The sequence below is a fragment of the Paenalcaligenes sp. Me131 genome, from assembly GCF_050487225.1.
GTDB lineage: Bacteria > Pseudomonadota > Gammaproteobacteria > Burkholderiales > Burkholderiaceae_B > Paenalcaligenes.
On sequence record NZ_JBKQGY010000001.1, the window covers coordinates 761,117 to 780,044 of the forward strand.

18 protein-coding genes are annotated in these 18,928 nt (G+C 49.9%); 1 reads left to right on the plus strand and 17 read right to left on the minus strand.

The window, feature by feature from the left end; all coding sequences use genetic code 11:
• Nucleotides 1–113: 113 nt before the first annotated feature.
• The gene (gene ppsA / locus ACLPHM_RS03605; protein ID WP_430219907.1) at nt 114–2,477 is read right to left on the minus strand and encodes a phosphoenolpyruvate synthase; all 2,364 of its coding nucleotides are present in this window, start codon (nt 2,475–2,477) and stop codon (nt 114–116) included.
• A 148-nt stretch (nt 2,478–2,625) separates the two neighbouring features.
• On the opposite strand from ppsA, the gene ppsR reads away from it, so the two are divergent.
• On the plus strand, nt 2,626–3,462 hold the full coding sequence (gene ppsR, locus ACLPHM_RS03610) for a posphoenolpyruvate synthetase regulatory kinase/phosphorylase PpsR (protein ID WP_135862950.1): 837 nt from the start codon (nt 2,626–2,628) through the stop codon (nt 3,460–3,462).
• 6 nt (nt 3,463–3,468) lie between these two features.
• Here ppsR and ACLPHM_RS03615 read toward each other — a convergent pair whose 3' ends face one another.
• From ACLPHM_RS03615 to rpsB, 16 genes are all read right to left on the minus strand, one after another.
• Nucleotides 3,469–4,257 (minus strand): TrmH family RNA methyltransferase, encoded by a 789-nt coding sequence (locus ACLPHM_RS03615; RefSeq protein WP_430219908.1) that lies wholly within the window; start codon nt 4,255–4,257, stop codon nt 3,469–3,471.
• Nucleotides 4,254–4,868 carry a ribonuclease HII gene (gene rnhB / locus ACLPHM_RS03620; protein ID WP_430219909.1) on the minus strand — a complete coding sequence of 205 codons (615 nt, stop codon included), beginning with the start codon at nt 4,866–4,868 and terminating at the stop codon, nt 4,254–4,256. The genes ACLPHM_RS03615 and rnhB overlap by 4 nt, the downstream gene beginning before the upstream one ends.
• Nucleotides 4,858–6,060, minus strand: a complete 1,203-nt coding sequence (lpxB, locus tag ACLPHM_RS03625) for a lipid-A-disaccharide synthase (protein ID WP_430219910.1) — start codon at nt 6,058–6,060, stop codon at nt 4,858–4,860. Before lpxB ends, rnhB begins: the two co-directional genes overlap by 11 nt.
• A complete protein-coding gene (gene lpxA, locus ACLPHM_RS03630) occupies nt 6,057–6,833 on the minus strand; it encodes an acyl-ACP--UDP-N-acetylglucosamine O-acyltransferase (protein WP_430219911.1) in 777 nt (258 codons plus the stop codon). Before lpxA ends, lpxB begins: the two co-directional genes overlap by 4 nt.
• Nucleotides 6,830–7,291, minus strand: a complete 462-nt coding sequence (gene fabZ, locus ACLPHM_RS03635; RefSeq protein WP_430219912.1) for a 3-hydroxyacyl-ACP dehydratase FabZ — start codon at nt 7,289–7,291, stop codon at nt 6,830–6,832. Before fabZ ends, lpxA begins: the two co-directional genes overlap by 4 nt.
• A gap of 17 nt (nt 7,292–7,308) precedes the next feature.
• Entirely contained in the window at nt 7,309–8,400 is a 1,092-nt protein-coding gene (lpxD, locus tag ACLPHM_RS03640; RefSeq protein ID WP_430219913.1) for a UDP-3-O-(3-hydroxymyristoyl)glucosamine N-acyltransferase, read from the minus strand.
• Nucleotides 8,401–8,406: 6 nt separating this feature from the next.
• Nucleotides 8,407–8,961, minus strand: a complete 555-nt coding sequence (locus tag ACLPHM_RS03645) for an OmpH/Skp family outer membrane protein (protein WP_135865576.1) — start codon at nt 8,959–8,961, stop codon at nt 8,407–8,409.
• A gap of 60 nt (nt 8,962–9,021) precedes the next feature.
• Entirely contained in the window at nt 9,022–11,367 is a 2,346-nt protein-coding gene (gene bamA, locus ACLPHM_RS03650) for an outer membrane protein assembly factor BamA (RefSeq protein ID WP_430219914.1), read from the minus strand.
• 52 nt (nt 11,368–11,419) lie between these two features.
• Nucleotides 11,420–12,751: an RIP metalloprotease RseP gene (gene rseP, locus ACLPHM_RS03655; protein WP_430219915.1), complete on the minus strand. Its 1,332-nt coding sequence runs from the start codon at nt 12,749–12,751 to the stop codon at nt 11,420–11,422.
• A gap of 25 nt (nt 12,752–12,776) precedes the next feature.
• Entirely contained in the window at nt 12,777–13,979 is a 1,203-nt protein-coding gene (gene ispC, locus ACLPHM_RS03660; protein WP_430219916.1) for a 1-deoxy-D-xylulose-5-phosphate reductoisomerase, read from the minus strand.
• 2 nt (nt 13,980–13,981) lie between these two features.
• Complete coding sequence (locus tag ACLPHM_RS03665) at nt 13,982–14,863, minus strand: phosphatidate cytidylyltransferase (protein WP_430219917.1); 882 nt, start codon at nt 14,861–14,863, stop codon at nt 13,982–13,984.
• A gap of 23 nt (nt 14,864–14,886) precedes the next feature.
• Nucleotides 14,887–15,642: a polyprenyl diphosphate synthase gene (gene uppS, locus ACLPHM_RS03670; RefSeq protein WP_430219918.1), complete on the minus strand. Its 756-nt coding sequence runs from the start codon at nt 15,640–15,642 to the stop codon at nt 14,887–14,889.
• A gap of 21 nt (nt 15,643–15,663) precedes the next feature.
• Nucleotides 15,664–16,224: a ribosome recycling factor gene (gene frr, locus ACLPHM_RS03675; RefSeq protein WP_430219919.1), complete on the minus strand. Its 561-nt coding sequence runs from the start codon at nt 16,222–16,224 to the stop codon at nt 15,664–15,666.
• 15 nt (nt 16,225–16,239) lie between these two features.
• Nucleotides 16,240–16,956: a UMP kinase gene (gene pyrH, locus ACLPHM_RS03680; RefSeq protein WP_430219920.1), complete on the minus strand. Its 717-nt coding sequence runs from the start codon at nt 16,954–16,956 to the stop codon at nt 16,240–16,242.
• A gap of 121 nt (nt 16,957–17,077) precedes the next feature.
• On the minus strand, nt 17,078–17,953 hold the full coding sequence (tsf, locus tag ACLPHM_RS03685) for a translation elongation factor Ts (protein WP_430219921.1): 876 nt from the start codon (nt 17,951–17,953) through the stop codon (nt 17,078–17,080).
• 126 nt (nt 17,954–18,079) lie between these two features.
• Nucleotides 18,080–18,850 (minus strand): 30S ribosomal protein S2, encoded by a 771-nt coding sequence (gene rpsB / locus ACLPHM_RS03690; RefSeq protein ID WP_430219922.1) that lies wholly within the window; start codon nt 18,848–18,850, stop codon nt 18,080–18,082.
• Nucleotides 18,851–18,928 lie beyond the last annotated feature (78 nt).

Sequence of the window (18,928 nt, forward strand, 5' to 3'; positions counted from 1 at the left end):
ATACTGCATCCTGATTATGATCGTCGCCGCCATATGCAGGAGGCATAAAAAAAGAGCCTCATAAAGAGGCTCTTTTTAACGGGATAGATACACCCTAGAAACGCTGTCGCTAATTACTTAGCCAGACGCTGCCATGTATCAACCACGGTATCAGGGTTCAGCGACAAGGATTGGATACCTTCGTCACGCAACCACTCAGCCAAATCTGGGTGATCGCTAGGACCTTGACCACAAATACCTACGTATTTGCCTGCTTTGTTACACGCTTGAATCGCACGGCTCAGCATGAATTTCACGGCAGCATCGCGCTCGTCGAAGTCAGCCGCCAACAGTTCCATACCGGAGTCACGGTCCAGACCCAGTGTTAGCTGAGTCATGTCGTTAGAACCGATGGAGAAACCATCAAAATACTGCAGGAACTCGTCAGCCAAGATTGCGTTGGACGGTACTTCGCACATCATGATGACGCGCAAACCGTTCTTACCACGCTCAAGGCCATTAGCGGCCAACATGCTTACTACACGCTCAGCTTGAGAGAGCGTACGCACGAATGGCACCATGATTTCCACGTTGGTCAGGCCCATTTCATCACGTACTTTCTTCAGTGCTTCACATTCCATACGGAAACACTCTTCGAAGTCGTCAGAGATGTAACGTGCAGCACCACGGAAGCCCAGCATTGGGTTCTCTTCCTCTGGCTCGTAACGGGAACCACCAACCAATTTGCGGTATTCGTTGGATTTGAAATCGGACAAACGTACGATCACTGGTTTTGGATAGAAAGCAGCGCCCAACGTCGCTACGCCTTCAGCCAATTTTTCAACGAAGAAAGCACGTGGGCTAGCGTAACCGCGCGCAGCAGATTCAACGGCTTTTTTCAGTTCGCTATCTACATTGGGGTAATCCAACACAGCTTTAGGGTGAATCGCAATGTTGTTATTGATGATGAACTCTAGACGAGCCAGACCAATACCAGCATTAGGGATCTGAGCAAAGTCAAAAGCCAATTGTGGGTTACCCACGTTCATCATGACTTTCAAGCCCACTTCAGGCATTTCGCCCCAGCGTACTTCTTCGATGTGTGTTTCCAGCAAACCATCGTAAATACGGCCTTCGTCGCCTTCCGCACACGATACAGTCACTTCTTGACCAGCTTTCAGTACGTCAGTCGCGTTACCACAACCTACCACCGCAGGAATACCTAACTCACGCGCGATAATCGCAGCGTGACAAGTACGGCCACCACGGTTAGTCACGATAGCAGAGGCCAATTTCATCACAGGTTCCCAGTTAGGGTCTGTCATGTCAGTCACCAAGATATCGCCGGCTTTAACTTGATCCATTTCGCTGGCATCGCCAACCAAACGCACAGTACCTGAACCAATTTTCTGACCAATCGCACGGCCAGTTACCAGTACATCGCCAGTGGCTTTCAAGCTGTAGCGCTCTTGTACATCGTTTGCGCTTTGCTGAGACTTAACGGTTTCTGGACGAGCTTGCAGAATGTAGATTTTGCCATCGATACCATCACGGCCCCACTCAACGTCCATTGGGCGTTGGTAGTGTTTTTCGATGATGGTGGCGTATTTTGCCAACTCGATTACTTCGTCGTCGCTCAGGGAGTAACGGTTACGTTCGTTCACTGGCACATCAACGGTACGTACGGACTCGCCGCTTTCACGCAGTGGATCGAATTCCATTTTCAACAGTTTGGAACCGATACGACGGCTAATGATTGGGTAATGACCCGCAGCCAAGGATGGCTTGAACACGTAGAACTCGTCGGGGTTCACAGCACCCTGCACAACGGTTTCGCCCAAGCCGTAAGAAGAAGTGATAAACACCACATCTTGGAAACCAGACTCGGTGTCGATAGTGAACATCACACCAGCACTGCCCTTGTCAGAGCGAACCATGCGTTGAATACCTGCAGACAAAGCCACTTCAGCGTGAGCAAAGCCTTTGTGTACACGGTAGGAAATCGCGCGGTCGTTGTACAAGGAAGCAAATACCAAGTGGATTTTTTCCAGTACGTCGTCCATGCCTACCACGTTCAGGTAGCTTTCTTGCTGCCCCGCGAAAGACGCGTCTGGCAAGTCTTCAGCGGTAGCAGAAGAACGCACAGCAAAAGAACCTTTACCGTCTGCATCCAGCTTTGCGAATGCATCGCGGATTTGCTGTTCCAACTCTGCTGGGAAAGGTGTTTCGATGATCCATTTACGGATTTCCGCACCAGCGACTGCCAGTTCACGTACATCGTCAGCATCCAATTTGCTCAGACGGTCAGCAATACGCTGATCCAAGCCATCGGCTTTCAAGAACACACGGAAGGCTTCCGCTGTGGTCGCGAAACCGCCAGGTACGCGCACGCCCGCACCTGCCAACTGGCTAATCATTTCCCCTAGGGAAGCGTTTTTGCCCCCTACGGTGTCCACGTCCGTCATACGGAGCGTTTCAAATGGCAAAACATAAGACATAAAAGTCACCTTAATAGTAAAAAAGCGTGTTTGCTTAATGTGCTGCACTGCAGCGGCGCACTAAGCAAACTTGCCTTGCTCGGATTTGAGGTCACTGTTAATCTCTGGAATTGTACCTTTTAATAGGCTTTTGTGTGCCCTTTTAGTTATGACATCGTCACTGATCAAACGTACCGTTTTTATAGTTTCGGATAGCACTGGTATCACTGCAGAAACCTTCGGGCATTCCGTCCTCTCCCAGTTCGACCAGTTCAATTTCGAGGCAGTACGTATGCCTTTCATTGACACCATCGAAAAGGCTCAGGACGTCGCTGAACGCATTAATCGCTGTGCCGAAGAGAAGAATGTGAAACCCTTGGTGTTCAGCACCTTGGTAGACCCCAAAATGGCCAAAATTGTGGGGGCATCCAACTGCACTTTCTTAGATTTATTCGGCTCATTTTTGCGCCATATCGAACGCGCTCTAGGTGTAAAATCCAGCCGTTCCGTAGGCCGTTCTCATAGCAATGGACTGTCTAAACAATACAACAACCGTATCGAAGCCATTAACTTCACATTGGCCCACGATGACGGTCAATATGTACAAGGTTTAGAACAAGCTGATGTGATCTTGGTTGGTGTATCCCGTTGCGGTAAAACACCCACCAGTTTGTACTTGGCCATGCAGTACGCCGTTAAGGCCGCCAACTACCCTCTGATCCCCGAGGACTTCGAGCGCGATACATTGCCTGCCACGCTGGCACCTTACCGAAACAAGCTATTTGGGCTGTCTATTCAACCTGAACGCTTGGCCGAAGTACGTAACGAACGCCGTCCCAACAGCAAATACGCGTCCATACAACAATGTATTGATGAAGTGGCTGATGCTGAACGCATGATGCGCATGGAAGCCATTCCTTGGCTATCCACCACCAGCCGTTCTATTGAAGAAATTTCCAGCAAGATTCTGGAAGAAATCGGCCTAAACCGCCGTATGCTGTACTAAGGCTGTTTAGCCTTGCAGATGCTGGCGGCGTTGTTCAAACAAACAAATAGCCGCCGCAACTGCCACATTCAATGACTCTACCGCCGCTTCTTGCGGTATGAACACCTGATGGCGTGATTGCGCTACTAAATCAGGATGCACGCCCCGCCCCTCATTGCCAAACAGCCACGCACCTTCTTTGGCGATGTCCAAGGCAAACAACGACTGCGCCTTATCACTCAGCATGGTTGTGTAAACCGGCACTTGGGCATTCTGCAACAACGCCTGCAAATTCTGGTTCTCATGGATGGCTAACGCAAAATGTGCACCTTGCCCACTACGTAAGCTTTTTTGTGACCATGCATCGGCACACCCCACCGACAAAAACACATCACGTATCCCTGCCGCTGCCGCCGTGCGTAACAATGTACCCAAATTACCTGGGTCTTGAACCCTATCCAACAACAACGCCGCTTTCTTCAGCACGGGCTGCGCTGGCACAACAGGACGTTGCACCACAAAAGCTACACCCTGCCCTTGCTCTACGCTAGAGAGGCCCTTCATGAGGCTAGAACTCAGCATCAGTTGCTGACGTACAGGCACCGCATCCACCAAATTTTGTACCGCGTCTGACAACGGTTCGCGTCCAGCATCCACCACCACCATTTCTGGTGTGCCGTAATGCTGTAACCAACTCTGGCACAGATTGGGGCCTTCCAACCACAAGACGGCTAGATCACCGTCTGCAAGGCGCTTACCTTCCACCACACGTTGTAGGCGTTTATAGGTGGGGTTCTGGCGCGACTCAATAATCATGATGAAGCTTTATCGTTTAATGCCCGTTGTACAGGCGCAAAACTACGGCGGTGCTCTGGGCACGGTCCATGCTCACGCAGCAGTTCACTATGCAGTGCTGTACCGTAGCCTTTGTGTTGATCAAAAGCATACTGAGGATAGCGCTCATGCATCTGCAAACACGCTGCGTCACGTGCCGTTTTGGCCAAAATAGACGCTGCCGAAATCGCTTGCACTTGGCTATCGCCCTTGATCACCGCACGCGCCGGGGCATTTAGGCCTTCAGGTACACGATTACCATCAATCAAGATCAGCTCAGGTTGTGCCGGCAGCGCTTCGCATGCACGACGCATAGCCAGCATAGTGGCCTGCAAGATATTGATCTCGTCAATTTCTTCACGGCTAGCGCTACTAATGCTCCATGCCAAGGCTTGCTCTCGAATCAGCTCAGCCAAGCGATCGCGTTTTTTAGGAGTGAGTTTTTTAGAATCTGTTAGCCCATCTATAGGGCGATTCGGATCGAGGATAACAGCGGCAGCAAAAACTGGGCCAGCCAATGGTCCACGCCCTGCTTCATCTACCCCTGCTACCCATGACCCTGACTGCAATAGCTGCGATAAATCAGCGTTCACGTGCCACCTGCATAATGACTTCTGCCGCCAATTTTGGCGTATCTAAGCGCAACACTTCATGTAAGTGCTGGAATTTTTGCTCTACCCCTTGGCGCCACGAGCTGTCATTTAAGGCCTTCTCGCATGCTTTCGCCAATTTCTCGGGTTCAGCATCGTCTTGCAACAATTCGGGCACTACGAAATCTTGGCTTAAGATATTGGGTAAACCAATCCAATCTAGCAACGGTTTTTCTTGGCCTGACTGCCACGCCATCAGTTTTTTCATCATGGGCGTCAACACATAAGAAATCACCATAGGCTTCTTGTAGAGCGCAGCTTCTAGTGTTGCTGTACCACTGGCTACCAATAACGCATCACTGGCTTCCATAACGTCCCATGCCACCGGCTTGCTACCACCGTCTTCCAATAACGTAGGTGCCTGTGTTTCTGCTGTGACGATGCGTAAATTCTCTACTGGGTTATCACGCAGAATCTCTAGAAACTGCTGATGTCTGGCCCCATTTACCACGGGCACAACCACATGCAAGTTAGGATCATCTTTTTGCAGCCGTTGCACCGTTCGCAAAAAGCGGGGAGCTAATTGCATGATTTCTGACTTTCTACTGCCAGGCAACACCCCAAGAATTTTCACGTCCTCCGGAAGATTCAAGCGTTGGCGTGCAGCCTTTTGATCAGGAACCAAAGGAATATTTTGCGCCAGTGGGTGCCCTACATAGGTTACCGGTATCCCCTCTTTCTGGTAGATTTCAACCTCAAAGGGAAACAGTACCAGCATATGGGATACGGCTTTACGTATAGTATGAATACGTTCGTAGCGCCATGCCCAAATAGACGGACTCACGAACTGTACGGTTGCAATACCTGCTTTACGTAGGTCAGATTCCATACGTAAGTTGAAATCAGGCGCATCAATACCCACGAACACGTCCGGCTGTTGTTTTAGCCAGCGGCGTCGCACACCGTAATAGGTATTGAGTAATCTAGGCAGGCTTTTTAAGGCATCCACATAACCGAATACCGACAAGGCATCCATAGGATACCAGGCATTAAAGCCAGCCGAGGTCATTTCAGGACCACCAATACCGTTAAATACGGCATTGGGATCCTCATGTTGCAAGCCTCGCTGAATACGCGAAGCCAGCAGGTCACCCGAAGGCTCCCCTGCCACCATCCCTATATTCAGGCCGCTCATGGGCGCACGATACCTCGTTGTGACTGCTCCAGGAAATCAACCATAATGGTGGTTTCTGGTGTCTGCTCTAAGGCTTTCATTTGCTCTAACGCTTCTTCTACTTTGAGCTCACGGCGGTACAGCAATTTGTAGAGGTTTTTAACATTGGACACGGCCGCTGCATCAAACCCTCGACGATTCAAGCCTTCGGAATTCACACCCACAGGGCGGAATGGATCACCCGCACCAATCACGTAAGGCGGCACGTCCTGACGGATGGAGCTAGTGCCACCAATCATGCAGTGTGCACCAATACGTACGAATTGGTGTATAGCGGTCAAGCCACCAATAATGGCCCAGTCGCCCACATGAATATGACCTGCAAACTGAACGCTGTTGGCAATCACGGTATGACTGGCGATCTGGCAGTCATGTGCAATGTGCACATACGCCATGATCCAGTTATCGTCACCTACACGCGTTACACCTACGTCTTGGGTAGTGCCGGTGTTGATAGTCACATACTCACGTATGGTATTGCCATCACCGATTTCCAAGCGCGTAGGTTCACCCGCATATTTTTTGTCTTGAGGCATCCCACCAATAGAGCAAAAACGGTAAAAATTATTGTTTTTACCTATAGTGGTATGACCGTCGATGACACAGTGTGATCCCACCACTGTGCCGGCGCCGATTTCTACGTTTTCACCAATAATGCTGTATGCACCTACTTGAACGTCATCAGCAAGACGCGCTCCCGGTGCAATGATTGCGGTAGGATGTATTAGACTCATTGATCGTCTGCTTCCAAAATACGGATGGCACACATCAACTTGGCTTCGGCCACAACTTGACCGTCAACCAGCGTTTTTGCAGTGTATTTACACATAGTACGGCTGATGCGGTCTGCGGTCACTTCCAAGCGCAGTTGGTCGCCTGGAACAACCGGTTTACGGAAACGCGCCCCATCCACACCTACCAAGTAGTAAGCAATTTTTTGGCTGGCCGGGTTAATTTCGGGGTGGCCCTCAAACGAGAACAAGGCCGCTGCTTGTGCCATTGCTTCGATAATCAACACGCCAGGCATCACTGGATGATGTGGGAAATGGCCGGTAAAGAAAGGCTCGTTCAGTGTGACGTTTTTGATGGCCACAATGCTCTTGCCTGGCACCATTTCCAAGACACGGTCTACCAGCAGCATCGGGTAGCGATGCGGTAGACGTTCCATAATTTGTTTAATATCCAGTTCCATGACTTATCCTATATTTGCTATTCGTTATTGTTTTCACGTTCCAACGCACGTAGACGACGTCGTAAAGTCGCGAGTTGCGTCAATACGGCTGCGTTGCGTTGCCAGTGTTGGTGGTCCGCAAACGGGAACACACCTGTGTAATGACCACTTTCTTTGATATCAGCCGTGATAGCTGTACCGCCTGAGACTTGTACTTCGTCAGTGATGTGCAGGTGACCTGAGAACATTGCCGCACCACCAATAATGCAACGCTCACCAATATGTGTAGAGCCCGCAATACCCGTACATGCTGCGATAGCCGTATGCTCACCAATGTGAACGTTATGGCCCACCATAATCTGGTTATCCAGCTTCACGCCGTTAGCAATCACGGTGTTATCTAGCGCACCACGATCAACGGTGGTATTGGCGCCTATTTCCACATCATTGCCCAGTTCCACTGCACCAATCTGCGAGATCTTTGCCCAAGCACCGGCTTGTCGTGGGTCTGGCGCAAAGCCAAAACCATCAGCACCAAGCACCGCACCAGAGTGCAGAATGCAGCGATCGCCCATGCGCACTTGATGATATAAGACTACGCGTGCATGCAATAAACAATGCTCACCGATGACGCTATCCGCACCAATGCTGCAACCTGCGCCAATTCGTGTTCCTTTGCCTATTTGCACACCAGCTTCAATCACGGTGTAAGCACCAATAGTGACGTTTTCACCCACGACTGCTGACGGATCAACCACTGCAGTAGGATGAATGCCTTTGGGCAGATTATTCAGTCTATGCTCGTCAAACCACTGCGCCAGCAAGGCGTACATCGCGTACGGCAATTCACACAACACCACTGCAAAGCTTGGCTCACCATCTAAGGATTGGTAGTCAGCAGTAGTCAGAATGACCGCAGCGGCCTCTGTAGTGGCTAGTTGCCCTTTTAGCTTCTGGTTCGACAAGAAGCTTAACTCGCTAGGCCCGGCATGAAGCAAAGAGCCCAGTCCCTGTATACGTGGAACGGGCTCTTTGCGGGGAGCCAGACTACAAGGTAGTCCGGCTTTTTGTACGATGCCGAGTAGCTGTTCTAATGAAGGCGCCCTATCGGACGCTAACAATACTGGCATTATGTATTAATTACCCAATGCGGTCAGCACTTCTTCCGTGATGTCTACACGTGGGTTTACTGTCACTGCATCTTGGATGATCAGATCGTAACCTTGGGTCTCAGCAATACGCTGGATAGCGGCATCCGCTTTTTCCACGATCGCAGAAAACTCTTCGTTACGGCGACGGTTGAAATCCTCTTGGAATTCACGACGTTTGCGCTGCAGATCTGCATCCATGTCTGTAAGCTGACGTTCACGACGAATACGGTCTGTTTCGGACATTACTGGCGCATCTTTGTCGAATTTCACTGCATCATCACGCAGTTGGTTCGCCAAACGCTGCAACTCTTCGTCACGACGCTTGAATTCAGATTCGATTTTTTGCTGTGCAGCCAATGCTGGTTTGGAGTCACGCAGAATGCGCTCTGTACTCACAAAACCAATTTTGGTTTGCGCTTGCACTACAGGTGTAGCCACGATGGCCGACACACCCAAGACAGCAGCCATAAGCGCAGTACGATTGCGGCGAACCAATTGGCTGCCAACTGCTGAAAGTTTAAACGCGAATTTAGACGACATGTAAATCTACCTTGCTAATAACGCTGCTAAAAAGTTAATTGTGCCATTAATTACAGGAATTTAAAACGCGGTACCAATCTGGAACTGGAACGCTTGTTTATCATCACCTGGTTTGGAATTCAGTGCTCTACCGTATGACAGTTGCAATGGCCCCATTGGAGACTGCCACGACAGACCTATACCTGCTGAGTATTTCCAACCGCATGGATCCTCTGCCGTATGGCCCTTAGAACCTTTCATGCATGAACCATCGGAGTTATCTACTCTACCCACATCACCGAAGATGAACCAACGCAGCGTACGGTCACGTGATGCGCCTGGGAATGGCAAGTACAACTGTACGTTACCGACAATACGACGTGAACCACCCAGATAGTCGTTAGTCAGGCTATCACGCGGCCCCAAGGATGCCCCCTCGTAACCACGTACCGAACCAATACCACCACCATACATGGTTTTAATGATTGGGAACGCTTTGCTACCGTAGGATCTACCGTAGTCCACAAAACCATTAAAGGCCAGTGTAGTAGATCGGCTAAGCGGCAGGTAGTACTGCTGCTGTGCACTTAACAAATAATAACGCAAGTCCATTGTAGAGAAATCAGCGGACAAGCGCGTGAAACTGCCTCGAGTAGGTGCCAACGCGCTATCACGCGTATCTTTGGACCAACCCAAGTTAAAGATCAATGCATTCGTACCTTTGCCATACTCTTTTACAAAGTCTTGGTAGGCCTGTGGCATGTATTTCTCGTCATACCTACCAATCTTGTTGTGCTCAAAGTTAGCACCCACAAAAATGCGGTCGTATTCGGAAATAGGTACACCAAAGTTCATACCCAAACCGTAAGCGGTCACTTGGTAGTCACCATCACTATAACCACGTGTATCGTACGGTGTAGTACGACGGTAGTACAACGATGTGGTTTTACTAATACCGTCTTGTGTCCAGTATGGATCAGTGTGCGAAATAATGGCAGAGCGGTTGGTCTTGCTGGTGTTCATCTGCAATGACAAGCTATTACCGCTACCAAAAATATTGTCTTGGCTAATACCCGCAGACAGCATCACTTTGTCAGTAGAGCCGTAACCCACACCCAGGTTAATCATACCGGTGGGTTTTTCTTTCACGTTAACGTTTACGTCTACCTGGTCAGGCGAACCTGGCACTGGCGATGTAGTCACGTCCACTTCATTGAAGTAGCCCAAGCGGTCAATACGGTCACGCGATGCACTAATGCTATCGGAATCGTACCAAGCGGCTTCGTTTTGACGCATTTCACGACGCACCACTTCATCACGAGTGCGGACGTTACCACCCACCTGAATACGGCGCACATATACACGGCGGCCTGGATCCACGTAGAAGGTCAAATCGGTAGTGTTATTTTCGCGATCCAATACTGGATGCGGGTTCACGTTAGCAAACGCATAACCCAGTGTTCCCAAGTAGTCGCTAATTGCTTTAGCGGTTTCGTTGGTTTTCTCTGCCGAGAAACGCTCATCGGCTTTTACTTTCACCAATTGCTGGATTTCGTCTTCCATGCCCAGCAAATCACCAGCCAATTTCACATCCGTCACGGTGTAGGGCTTACCTTCGTTCACGGTCAACGTAACGAAAATGCCTTCACGGTCTGGGGAAATGGATACCTGCGGTGGCTCGGACGAGAACTCCAAATAGCCTTCATCCAGGTAATAGGAACGGATACGCTCCATATCGCCTTCCAGTTTCTCTCTGGAGTATTTATCGCTACCGGTATACCAGGTCATCATGCCTGGGGTGGTCAAATCCATCAAGTCCAGCAATGTGCCGGTACTGACTTCCTTGTTACCGACAATGTTGATCTCTTGAATCTTCGCCAGATCGCCTTCGAACACGTCAAAGCTAATCCCTACACGGTTACGCGGCAAAGGAGTAATGATTGGCGTAATTTCAACGCTGTACTTACCTTTACTCAGGTACTGCTGCTTCAACTCAAACTCGGCGCGCTCAAGCATAGAGCGGTCAAAAATACGACCTTCACCAAAACCAACCTGTGACAGCGACTGTGTGATGCCTTTAGCATCAAACTCACGCATACCGTTGAAGGTCACTGACGCAATGGTAGGACGCTCGGCAACGGTAATCACCAGCACGTCGCCGGCAGTATCCACTTTCACATCGCTAAAGAAACCAGAAGCATACAAACGCTGAATCGCTTCGCTTGCTTTAGTCTCATCAAACTCTTCACCCACCTTCACTGGCAAGTAGCTAAACACCGCACCGGGATCTACCCGTTGAATACCTTCCACCTGAATGTCGCGCACAACAAAAGGGGTAAAAGCATTTGCCAAAGCGGGAGCCAGCAGCGAGGCCACCAAAAAAGGCAAAGTACGCAAAGTAAATGTAGGTTTACGGCGTAACGACATCCTGTGAATCCTTGGTTGATCTTAATGGGGTTGAATTTTAAGCTATGGAGGGCTAACTGAAAAGGCGCGTAAAGTCATTTGTAAACGCCAGCACCATAAAGAATGCAAGTATACCCAATCCTATGGCTCTTCCGCGAGCTTGCCATGCCTCTGATAGAGGACGGCCTCGCACAGCTTCGATCGCATAATACAGCAAATGCCCCCCATCCAGCATGGGTATGGGCAAAAGATTTAACAATCCTATACTAATACTGATCAATGCTAGGAAGTTTAAGTAGGCAATTGCGCCGATACTTGCACTCTGACCAGCATAATCTGCAATAGAAACGGGACCACTGAGGTTTTTCACTGAAACCTCACCCACCAGCATACGGCCTATCATCTTGATAGACATCCACAACGTATCCACGGTACGGCTAAAACCACGCTGTATGCTGTCTAACACACCATAACGCACCGTTACCATTGGCAATGCATTACCTACCCGTAAACCAACACGGCCTATTGTCGTACCATTAGTCTCGTAAGCATCTACAACGACGGGAATATGGATGGTGTCATCAGCACGTTGAATCGTGAATATTACGGTTTGGCCGGGTGCTTTCTGTATCGCAGCAACGAACTCATCAGCCGTTTGATAACGCTGATCATCGACGGCCAAGATCAAATCCTCAGCGCGTACACCCGCATCACCTGCGCTACTGCCCTCTTTCACCACCGTTTTGACAATGGGGGTTCCGGGCATTAAGACAAAGCCTGCCTCACCCAACACATCCGGTTTGTCGGGATCAATGTGTACTTTAGGTAAATCAATATCGTAGGTAGCAGCTGTGCCTAATGGATCGGTAGCCTCTAGGCTTATACGTCGCCCAGAAGATAAGGCATCCATCATTTGCCAGCGAAATTGCGTCCAAGAAGCGACCTCGTGGCCATCTACCGCAGTAATCACACTACCTTCTGGAATATGCGCTGACGCGGCTATGCTATGCTCTGGCGCTTTGCCCATAATGGGCGCAGGCTCTTCACTACCTACTGCACCAATAATCGCATAAAGCATGATTGCCAGCAGCAAGTTAGCGACTGGCCCTGCTACGGTAATCGCTGAACGTTGCCACAAGCTTTTATTGTTATAGGCAGACGCCTCTTCTGCTGGCGTCGCATGCTCAAGTGGCTCATTGCGCATCATCACATAGCCGCCTAACGGCAAGGCTGAAAATGCCCATTCGCAGCCGTGCTTATCTGTGCGCTTAAACAGTACCTTGCCAAAGCCAAATGAAAAACGCTCTACATGTACGCCACACCAGCGTGCTACCCAATAATGGCCCAGCTCATGAATAGTAACCAATAAGCCAATGGCGACAATAAAAGCAATAACAGTGACCACTCAGCGCAATCCTAGTTCGAACCTACTAGACTGTTACAGCGCACAAACTGCGTGCCTGTTCACGTGCTCGTTGGTCTATATGCAAAATAGCTTCCAACGAGTCCAATACCACATTTGGCAATGCGGTAATTTTTTCTATACTTTCAGCAATCACTTTCACAATATCGGTGTAAGCGATTTTGCGATTCAAGAAATGCTCAACGGCCACTTCATTGGCCGCATTCAATGTAATACAGGCCACCTGCGAGCTACGCAGCGCATCAAAGGCCAATTTCAAACAAGGAAAGCGTTGAAAGTCTGGCTCTTCGAAATCTAAACGCCCAAGCGTAGACAGCTCTAGCAAGCCTACACCGCTCTGTATACGCTCTGCACACCCCAACCCATAGGCAATGGGTGTACGCATATCAGGCAGGCCTAATTGAGCCAATACAGAGCCATCCACATACTCCACCATAGAGTGAATCATGCTTTGCGGATGCACCAACACTTGAATTTGATCAGCAGGCATACCAAATAGCCAATGTGCCTCGATGACTTCCAAGCCCTTATTAACCATTGTCGCGGAGTCTACCGAGATCTTTCTGCCCATACTCCAGTTAGGATGGGCACACGCTTGCTCTGGCGTAACAGAAGAAAGCAACTCAGGCGCCCATGTTCTGAAGGGGCCACCCGACGCCGTCACTAATAACCTACGAATGGTTTGATCGGCAGGAGCCGGCACATCTTTACGTATGCGCTCCGGTAAGCACTGGTAAATAGCGCTGTGTTCGCTATCAATAGGGATCAGCTCGGCTTTCCCTGCTTTCACAGCATCAATAAATAACTGCCCCGCCGTGATCAGCGCCTCTTTGTTCGCGAGCAGTATGCGTTTACCCGCATAGGCTGCGGCCAACACTGGCTCCAAACACGCTGCCCCAACAATCGCTGCCATTACGGTTGTCACATCAGTATCAGAAGCCGTTTGCACCAATGCGTGACTACCTACGCGCACCTCTGGCTTGTTTACACCTTGTCCTAAGTGCTGCAAAAACTCTGCGGCCGCATCATCTGTAGGCACGACCACCACCGCAGGCTGATACTGGCTAGCCTGCTCGGCCAGTTGCCGCATACTGCGATGCGCTGTTAATGCGTAAACCGCCATTTTTTCTGGGTGACGGGCAATGACGTCCAAAGTGCTACAACCTATGGAGCCTGTAGAGCCCAACACACAAACACGTTGAAATTCCATAATCAATGCACCAGCTTCGCAACTTCCAAGAATGGGCCACCTAGCAGCAAGGCTACAGGCGCCACCGGAATCAACGCGTCAATACGATCAAATACACCGCCATGGCCTGGCAACAGATTGCTAGAATCCTTCACGCCGGCACGACGTTTTAACAATGACTCGAACAAATCGCCCATTACAGACAATGCAGCCAAACCAGCCGCAATCAGAATAACCAGCGGCCATGACCACCGTACAGTCAGCGCATGCGCGTAGCTACCATCGAATTGCGCTGTCAGCACAATGTAGAGCACCACACCAATCACGCCACCCACAAAACCAGCCCAGGTTTTCCCGGGGCTAATACGTGCTGCCAATTTCGCTTTACCAAAAGCGCGTCCACAAAAGTACGCAGCAATATCAGCCACCCACACAATGGCCATCATGGACAACAAGTACCAGGCATTACGGTATTGCAACATTTCGTTCAGTGACGCCCACGCCACCAATACAGCCACCACGCCAAACACGCTCAGCGCAGGTTTAGCGGATGGATGACCCACTTGAGCAAAGCCCAGCATTAGGCTTACGCCCAACACCCAGTAAAGCACCACCAAAGGCAGCAAGATCATAAAGAACTGCGCTCGTATGGCATCCGCCCACGGCTGTAGCTCAGCAGGTTGCCAGCCCACCAAGAGGGCCAACATAGCAAGAAAAGATAAAAAGCCTACGCCAGGTGCTAACCAACCCGCGCTTTCAGGCCAAGATAGGCGCAGCCATTCCCACACTGCCGCTGCAGCAATAATGGTCAACAGCAAGGCTAGTGGCCACTTGGACGGTAAGATCATGGCCACCAACAGTACAGCAATCAGCACGACAGCTGTTATTACCCGCTGCTTCAACATAATCTCTACACCTTTAAAAGATTTTAGCGCCCTGCCAACTGGGCACTTGTGCGGCCAAAGCGACGCTCTCTACCAGCGTACCATTCAAAGGCACGGGCTAGCGCATCGGCATCAAAATCTGGCCAATAACTATCTGTGAAGTACAGCTCGGTATAAGCTAACTGCCAGATTAGAAAATTAGAAATACGTTGCTCACCACCTGTACGGACGAACAAGTCCGGTTCGGGAGCAAAAGACATGGAAAGATAAGGGGATAGCATATTCTCATCCAGAGCGTCAGGCGATTGCGCCAGCTCGGGATGCTCAGCCAGTAAACGGCGAGTCGCTTGAAGAATATCCCAACGGCCACCGTAATTGGCCGCGATAGTCAGTTGTAACGCTGTATTGTGCTGTGTGCTTGCTTCGGCTTGGCGAATCAACTCTTGTAAACGCGGCTCAAAGGCAGACAAATCACCAATGACGCGTAAGCGCACGCCCTGCTTACTGAGCTTGCCTACTTCTTTTTCCAGGGTTTGTACAAAAAGACGCATCAGCAATGACACTTCTTCTTGTGGTCGACGCCAGTTTTCAGAGCTGAAAGCAAACAGCGTTAGATATTCCACACCAGCTTTACCACAAGCTTCTACCGCACGGCGTACAGCCTGCATGCCACGTATGTGACCTGCTGTGCGGGGAAGCATGCGGCGGGTGGCCCACCTACCATTGCCGTCCATAATAACCGCCAAATGGCGTGGGACAGCACTGTAGTCCGGTATGGATTGCGTAGAGCTTTTAGACATGGGCCACACCTGTATAACGGTTTAAACCGTCATGACTTCTTGTTCTTTTGCTGCAATCAGTTTATCGATTTCAGCAATGAACTTATCCGTCAACTTCTGGATTTCATCTTGGAAACGACGATCATCATCCTCAGAAATTTCTTTGTCTTTCAGAAGACGTTTAGCCGCATCGTTAGCTTCACGACGCAGGTTGCGTACTGCAACTTTAGAGTCCTCGCCATCGCCTCGCACCACTTTGGTCAAGTCACGACGACGCTCTTCGGTCAATGCTGGTAGGGGTACACGAATAGTTTCACCCAACAGAATTGGGTTCAGGCCTAAATCAGATTCACGTATGGCCTTATCCACTGCGGCAGCCATATGTTTTTCCCACACCTGCAGGTTCAATGTGCGGGCATCTGCAACGCTAACGTTAGCAACTTGCCCGACTGGTACATCCGAACCATAGTATTCAACCATCACGTGATCCAACAAACCGGCGTGAGCACGGCCTGTACGAATCTTACCCAAACTAACTTGCAGCGCCTCCAAAGAGCGCTTCATGCGGCTCTCGGCTGAACTACGAATTTCAGACAAACTCATTGTTGAATTCCTGTATCAAACGTGTACCAAAGTACCCTCGTCTTCACCACACACTGCGCGGCTCAACGCGCCAAGCTTGTTGATGGAGAACACTTTGATAGGAAGTTTTCGATCACGGCACAACGCAAAAGCTGTAGCATCCATGACTTCAAGACGACGCACAATAGCTTCATCAAAGCTAATACGCGCATAACGCGTAGCACCGGGGTCTTTGTTCGGGTCTGCGCTGTAAATACCGTCTACTTTGGTTGCTTTCAGCACAATTTCCGCACCCACTTCTGCGCCACGCAACGCTGCAGCAGTATCCGTTGTAAAAAACGGGTTACCGGTACCAGCAGCAAATACCACCACCTTGCCTTCTTCTAGATAGCGCAAGGCTTTGGGACGGATGTAAGGCTCTACAACCTGCTCGATATTCAGAGCGGACTGTACGCGCGCATCCAGACCACGATTTTTCAACGCATCTTGCAACGCTAGTGCGTTCATCACGGTGGCCATCATTCCCATGTAATCAGCAGTGGCACGGTCCATACCTTGCGCACCCGCAGCAATACCTCGGAAGATATTACCGCCACCGATTACGATACCAACCTGAACACCCATCGCAACAACTTCGGAGATTTCCTCTGTCATGCGCATGATGGTGGCGCGGTTAATGCCAAAGGCATCTTCCCCCATTAGCGCTTCACCAGATAATTTAAGCAGAATACGTTTATAGAGAGGGGTATTCATGGCAGGGCTTCCAGACATAGGTACTGATGAAATTTAATGCAGTAAAACACAATGGCAGGCGCCAGTCTATGGCGCCTGCCGAAAAAAACGAAACAGAATTAAAATCTGTCACTGTTTCGTATTAGTTGCCAGCTTGAGCAGCAGCTACTTCAGCAGCGAAGTCTTCGTTACGACGTTCGATACCTTCACCTACTACAAACAAAGCGTAGCCACTGATTTGAGCGCCCTGCTCTTTCAGCATTTGCTCTACAGTCAGTTTGTCGTTTTTCACGAAAGGCTGAGACAACAGAGTCACTTCCTTCAAGAATTTGGCAACGGAACCTTCTACCATTTTCTTAACGATTTCTTCTGGCTTGCCGGATTCAGCAGCTTTCTGAGAAGCTACGGAACGCTCTGTTTCGATGTCAGCAGCGTCAACACCGGATGCATCCAGTGCTTTAGGACGTGTTGCAGCGATGTGCATAGCCAAGTCTTTACCAACTTCGTCGTCACCGGCGAATTCAACCAATGTAGCGATACGGCCACCGTGCACGTATTGAGCCAGCTTGTTAGCTGTTTCAAAACGTTTGAAGCGACGGATAGTCATGTTTTCGCCAATACGGCCGATCAATTCTGCACGTACGCTTTCTACTGTGCTGCCATTCAAAGGCAATGCAGCCAAAGCATCTACGTCTGCTGGGTTGTTTTCTGCAACCAGTTTAGCCACTTCGTTCACGAAGTTGATGAAATCATCGTTTTTGGCAACAAAGTCGGTTTCGCAGTTAACTTCAACTACGGCACCTGTTTTGGCGTCTTCAGCAATGAATACAGTCACCAAGCCTTCGGCTGTTACGCGCGATGCGGCTTTGCTTGCTTTGCTGCCCAGTTTTACACGTAGCAGCTCTTCAGCTTTGGCCATATCGCCATCAGTTTCAACCAGCGCTTTTTTGCACTCCATCATTGGCGCGTCAGTTTTTTCGCGCAGTTCTTTAACCATCGATGCTGAGATTTGAGCCACGATATTCTCCAATTCGGTAAACACGGGCCCTGGCGAACCAGGGCCGAGAAATTCTACGCGGCGACTGTTCAGGGATCATGAAACGAACAGTCGCCACCTGCACGAGGCAGGGTTTAGGTGAAGAGATTACTCTTCGCTGCCGCTTTCTTCGACAACTTCAACTTCTTCCACTTCAACGAATTCTTCGTTTTCGCGGATGCCTTCAACCAAACCGCTCAGTGCTTGGTTACGGCCTTCCAGAACGGCATCAGCCATGCCACGTGCGTACAACGCAATAGCTTTGGCGGAGTCATCGTTACCTGGAATAACTTTAGTCAAACCATCTGGGGAGTGGTTGGTATCAACAACTGCCACAACTGGGATACCCAGTGTGCGAGCTTCTGCCACAGCAATTTTGTGGTAGCCAACGTCGATCACGAACAGTGCGTCTGGCAACTTGTTCATGTCTTTGATACCGCCGATGGATTTGTGCAGTTTTTCCAACTCACGTTCAAACAGCAGGCCTTCTTTCTTAGTCATGCGCTCTAGTGCACCTTCGGCCACTTGAGCTTCCATGTCTTTCAGACGTTTGATAGAAGTTTTAACTGTTTTGAAGTTGGTCATCATACCGCCCAGCCAACGGCTGTCTACGTATGGCATACCGCAACGTTCAGCTTCAGCAGCTACCAATTCACGCGCAGCGCGTTTAGTACCTACGAACAGAACGTTACCACCACGAGCCACTAGCTGAGTGATGAACTTCTGGGAGTCGATGAAGTTGACAACCGTTTTTTCCAGGTTGATGATGTGGATACGGTTACGTTGACCAAAAATGTACTGAGCCATTTTTGGGTTCCAGAAACGGGTTTGGTGGCCGAAGTGTACGCCGGCTTCCAACATTTCACGCATTAAAGACATGCTGTTCTCACAAGGGTTAGGTCTTGTACCCATTCAGTATCCGGTAGGGATCTTGCACTAAAGCTTAGGCAATCTTCC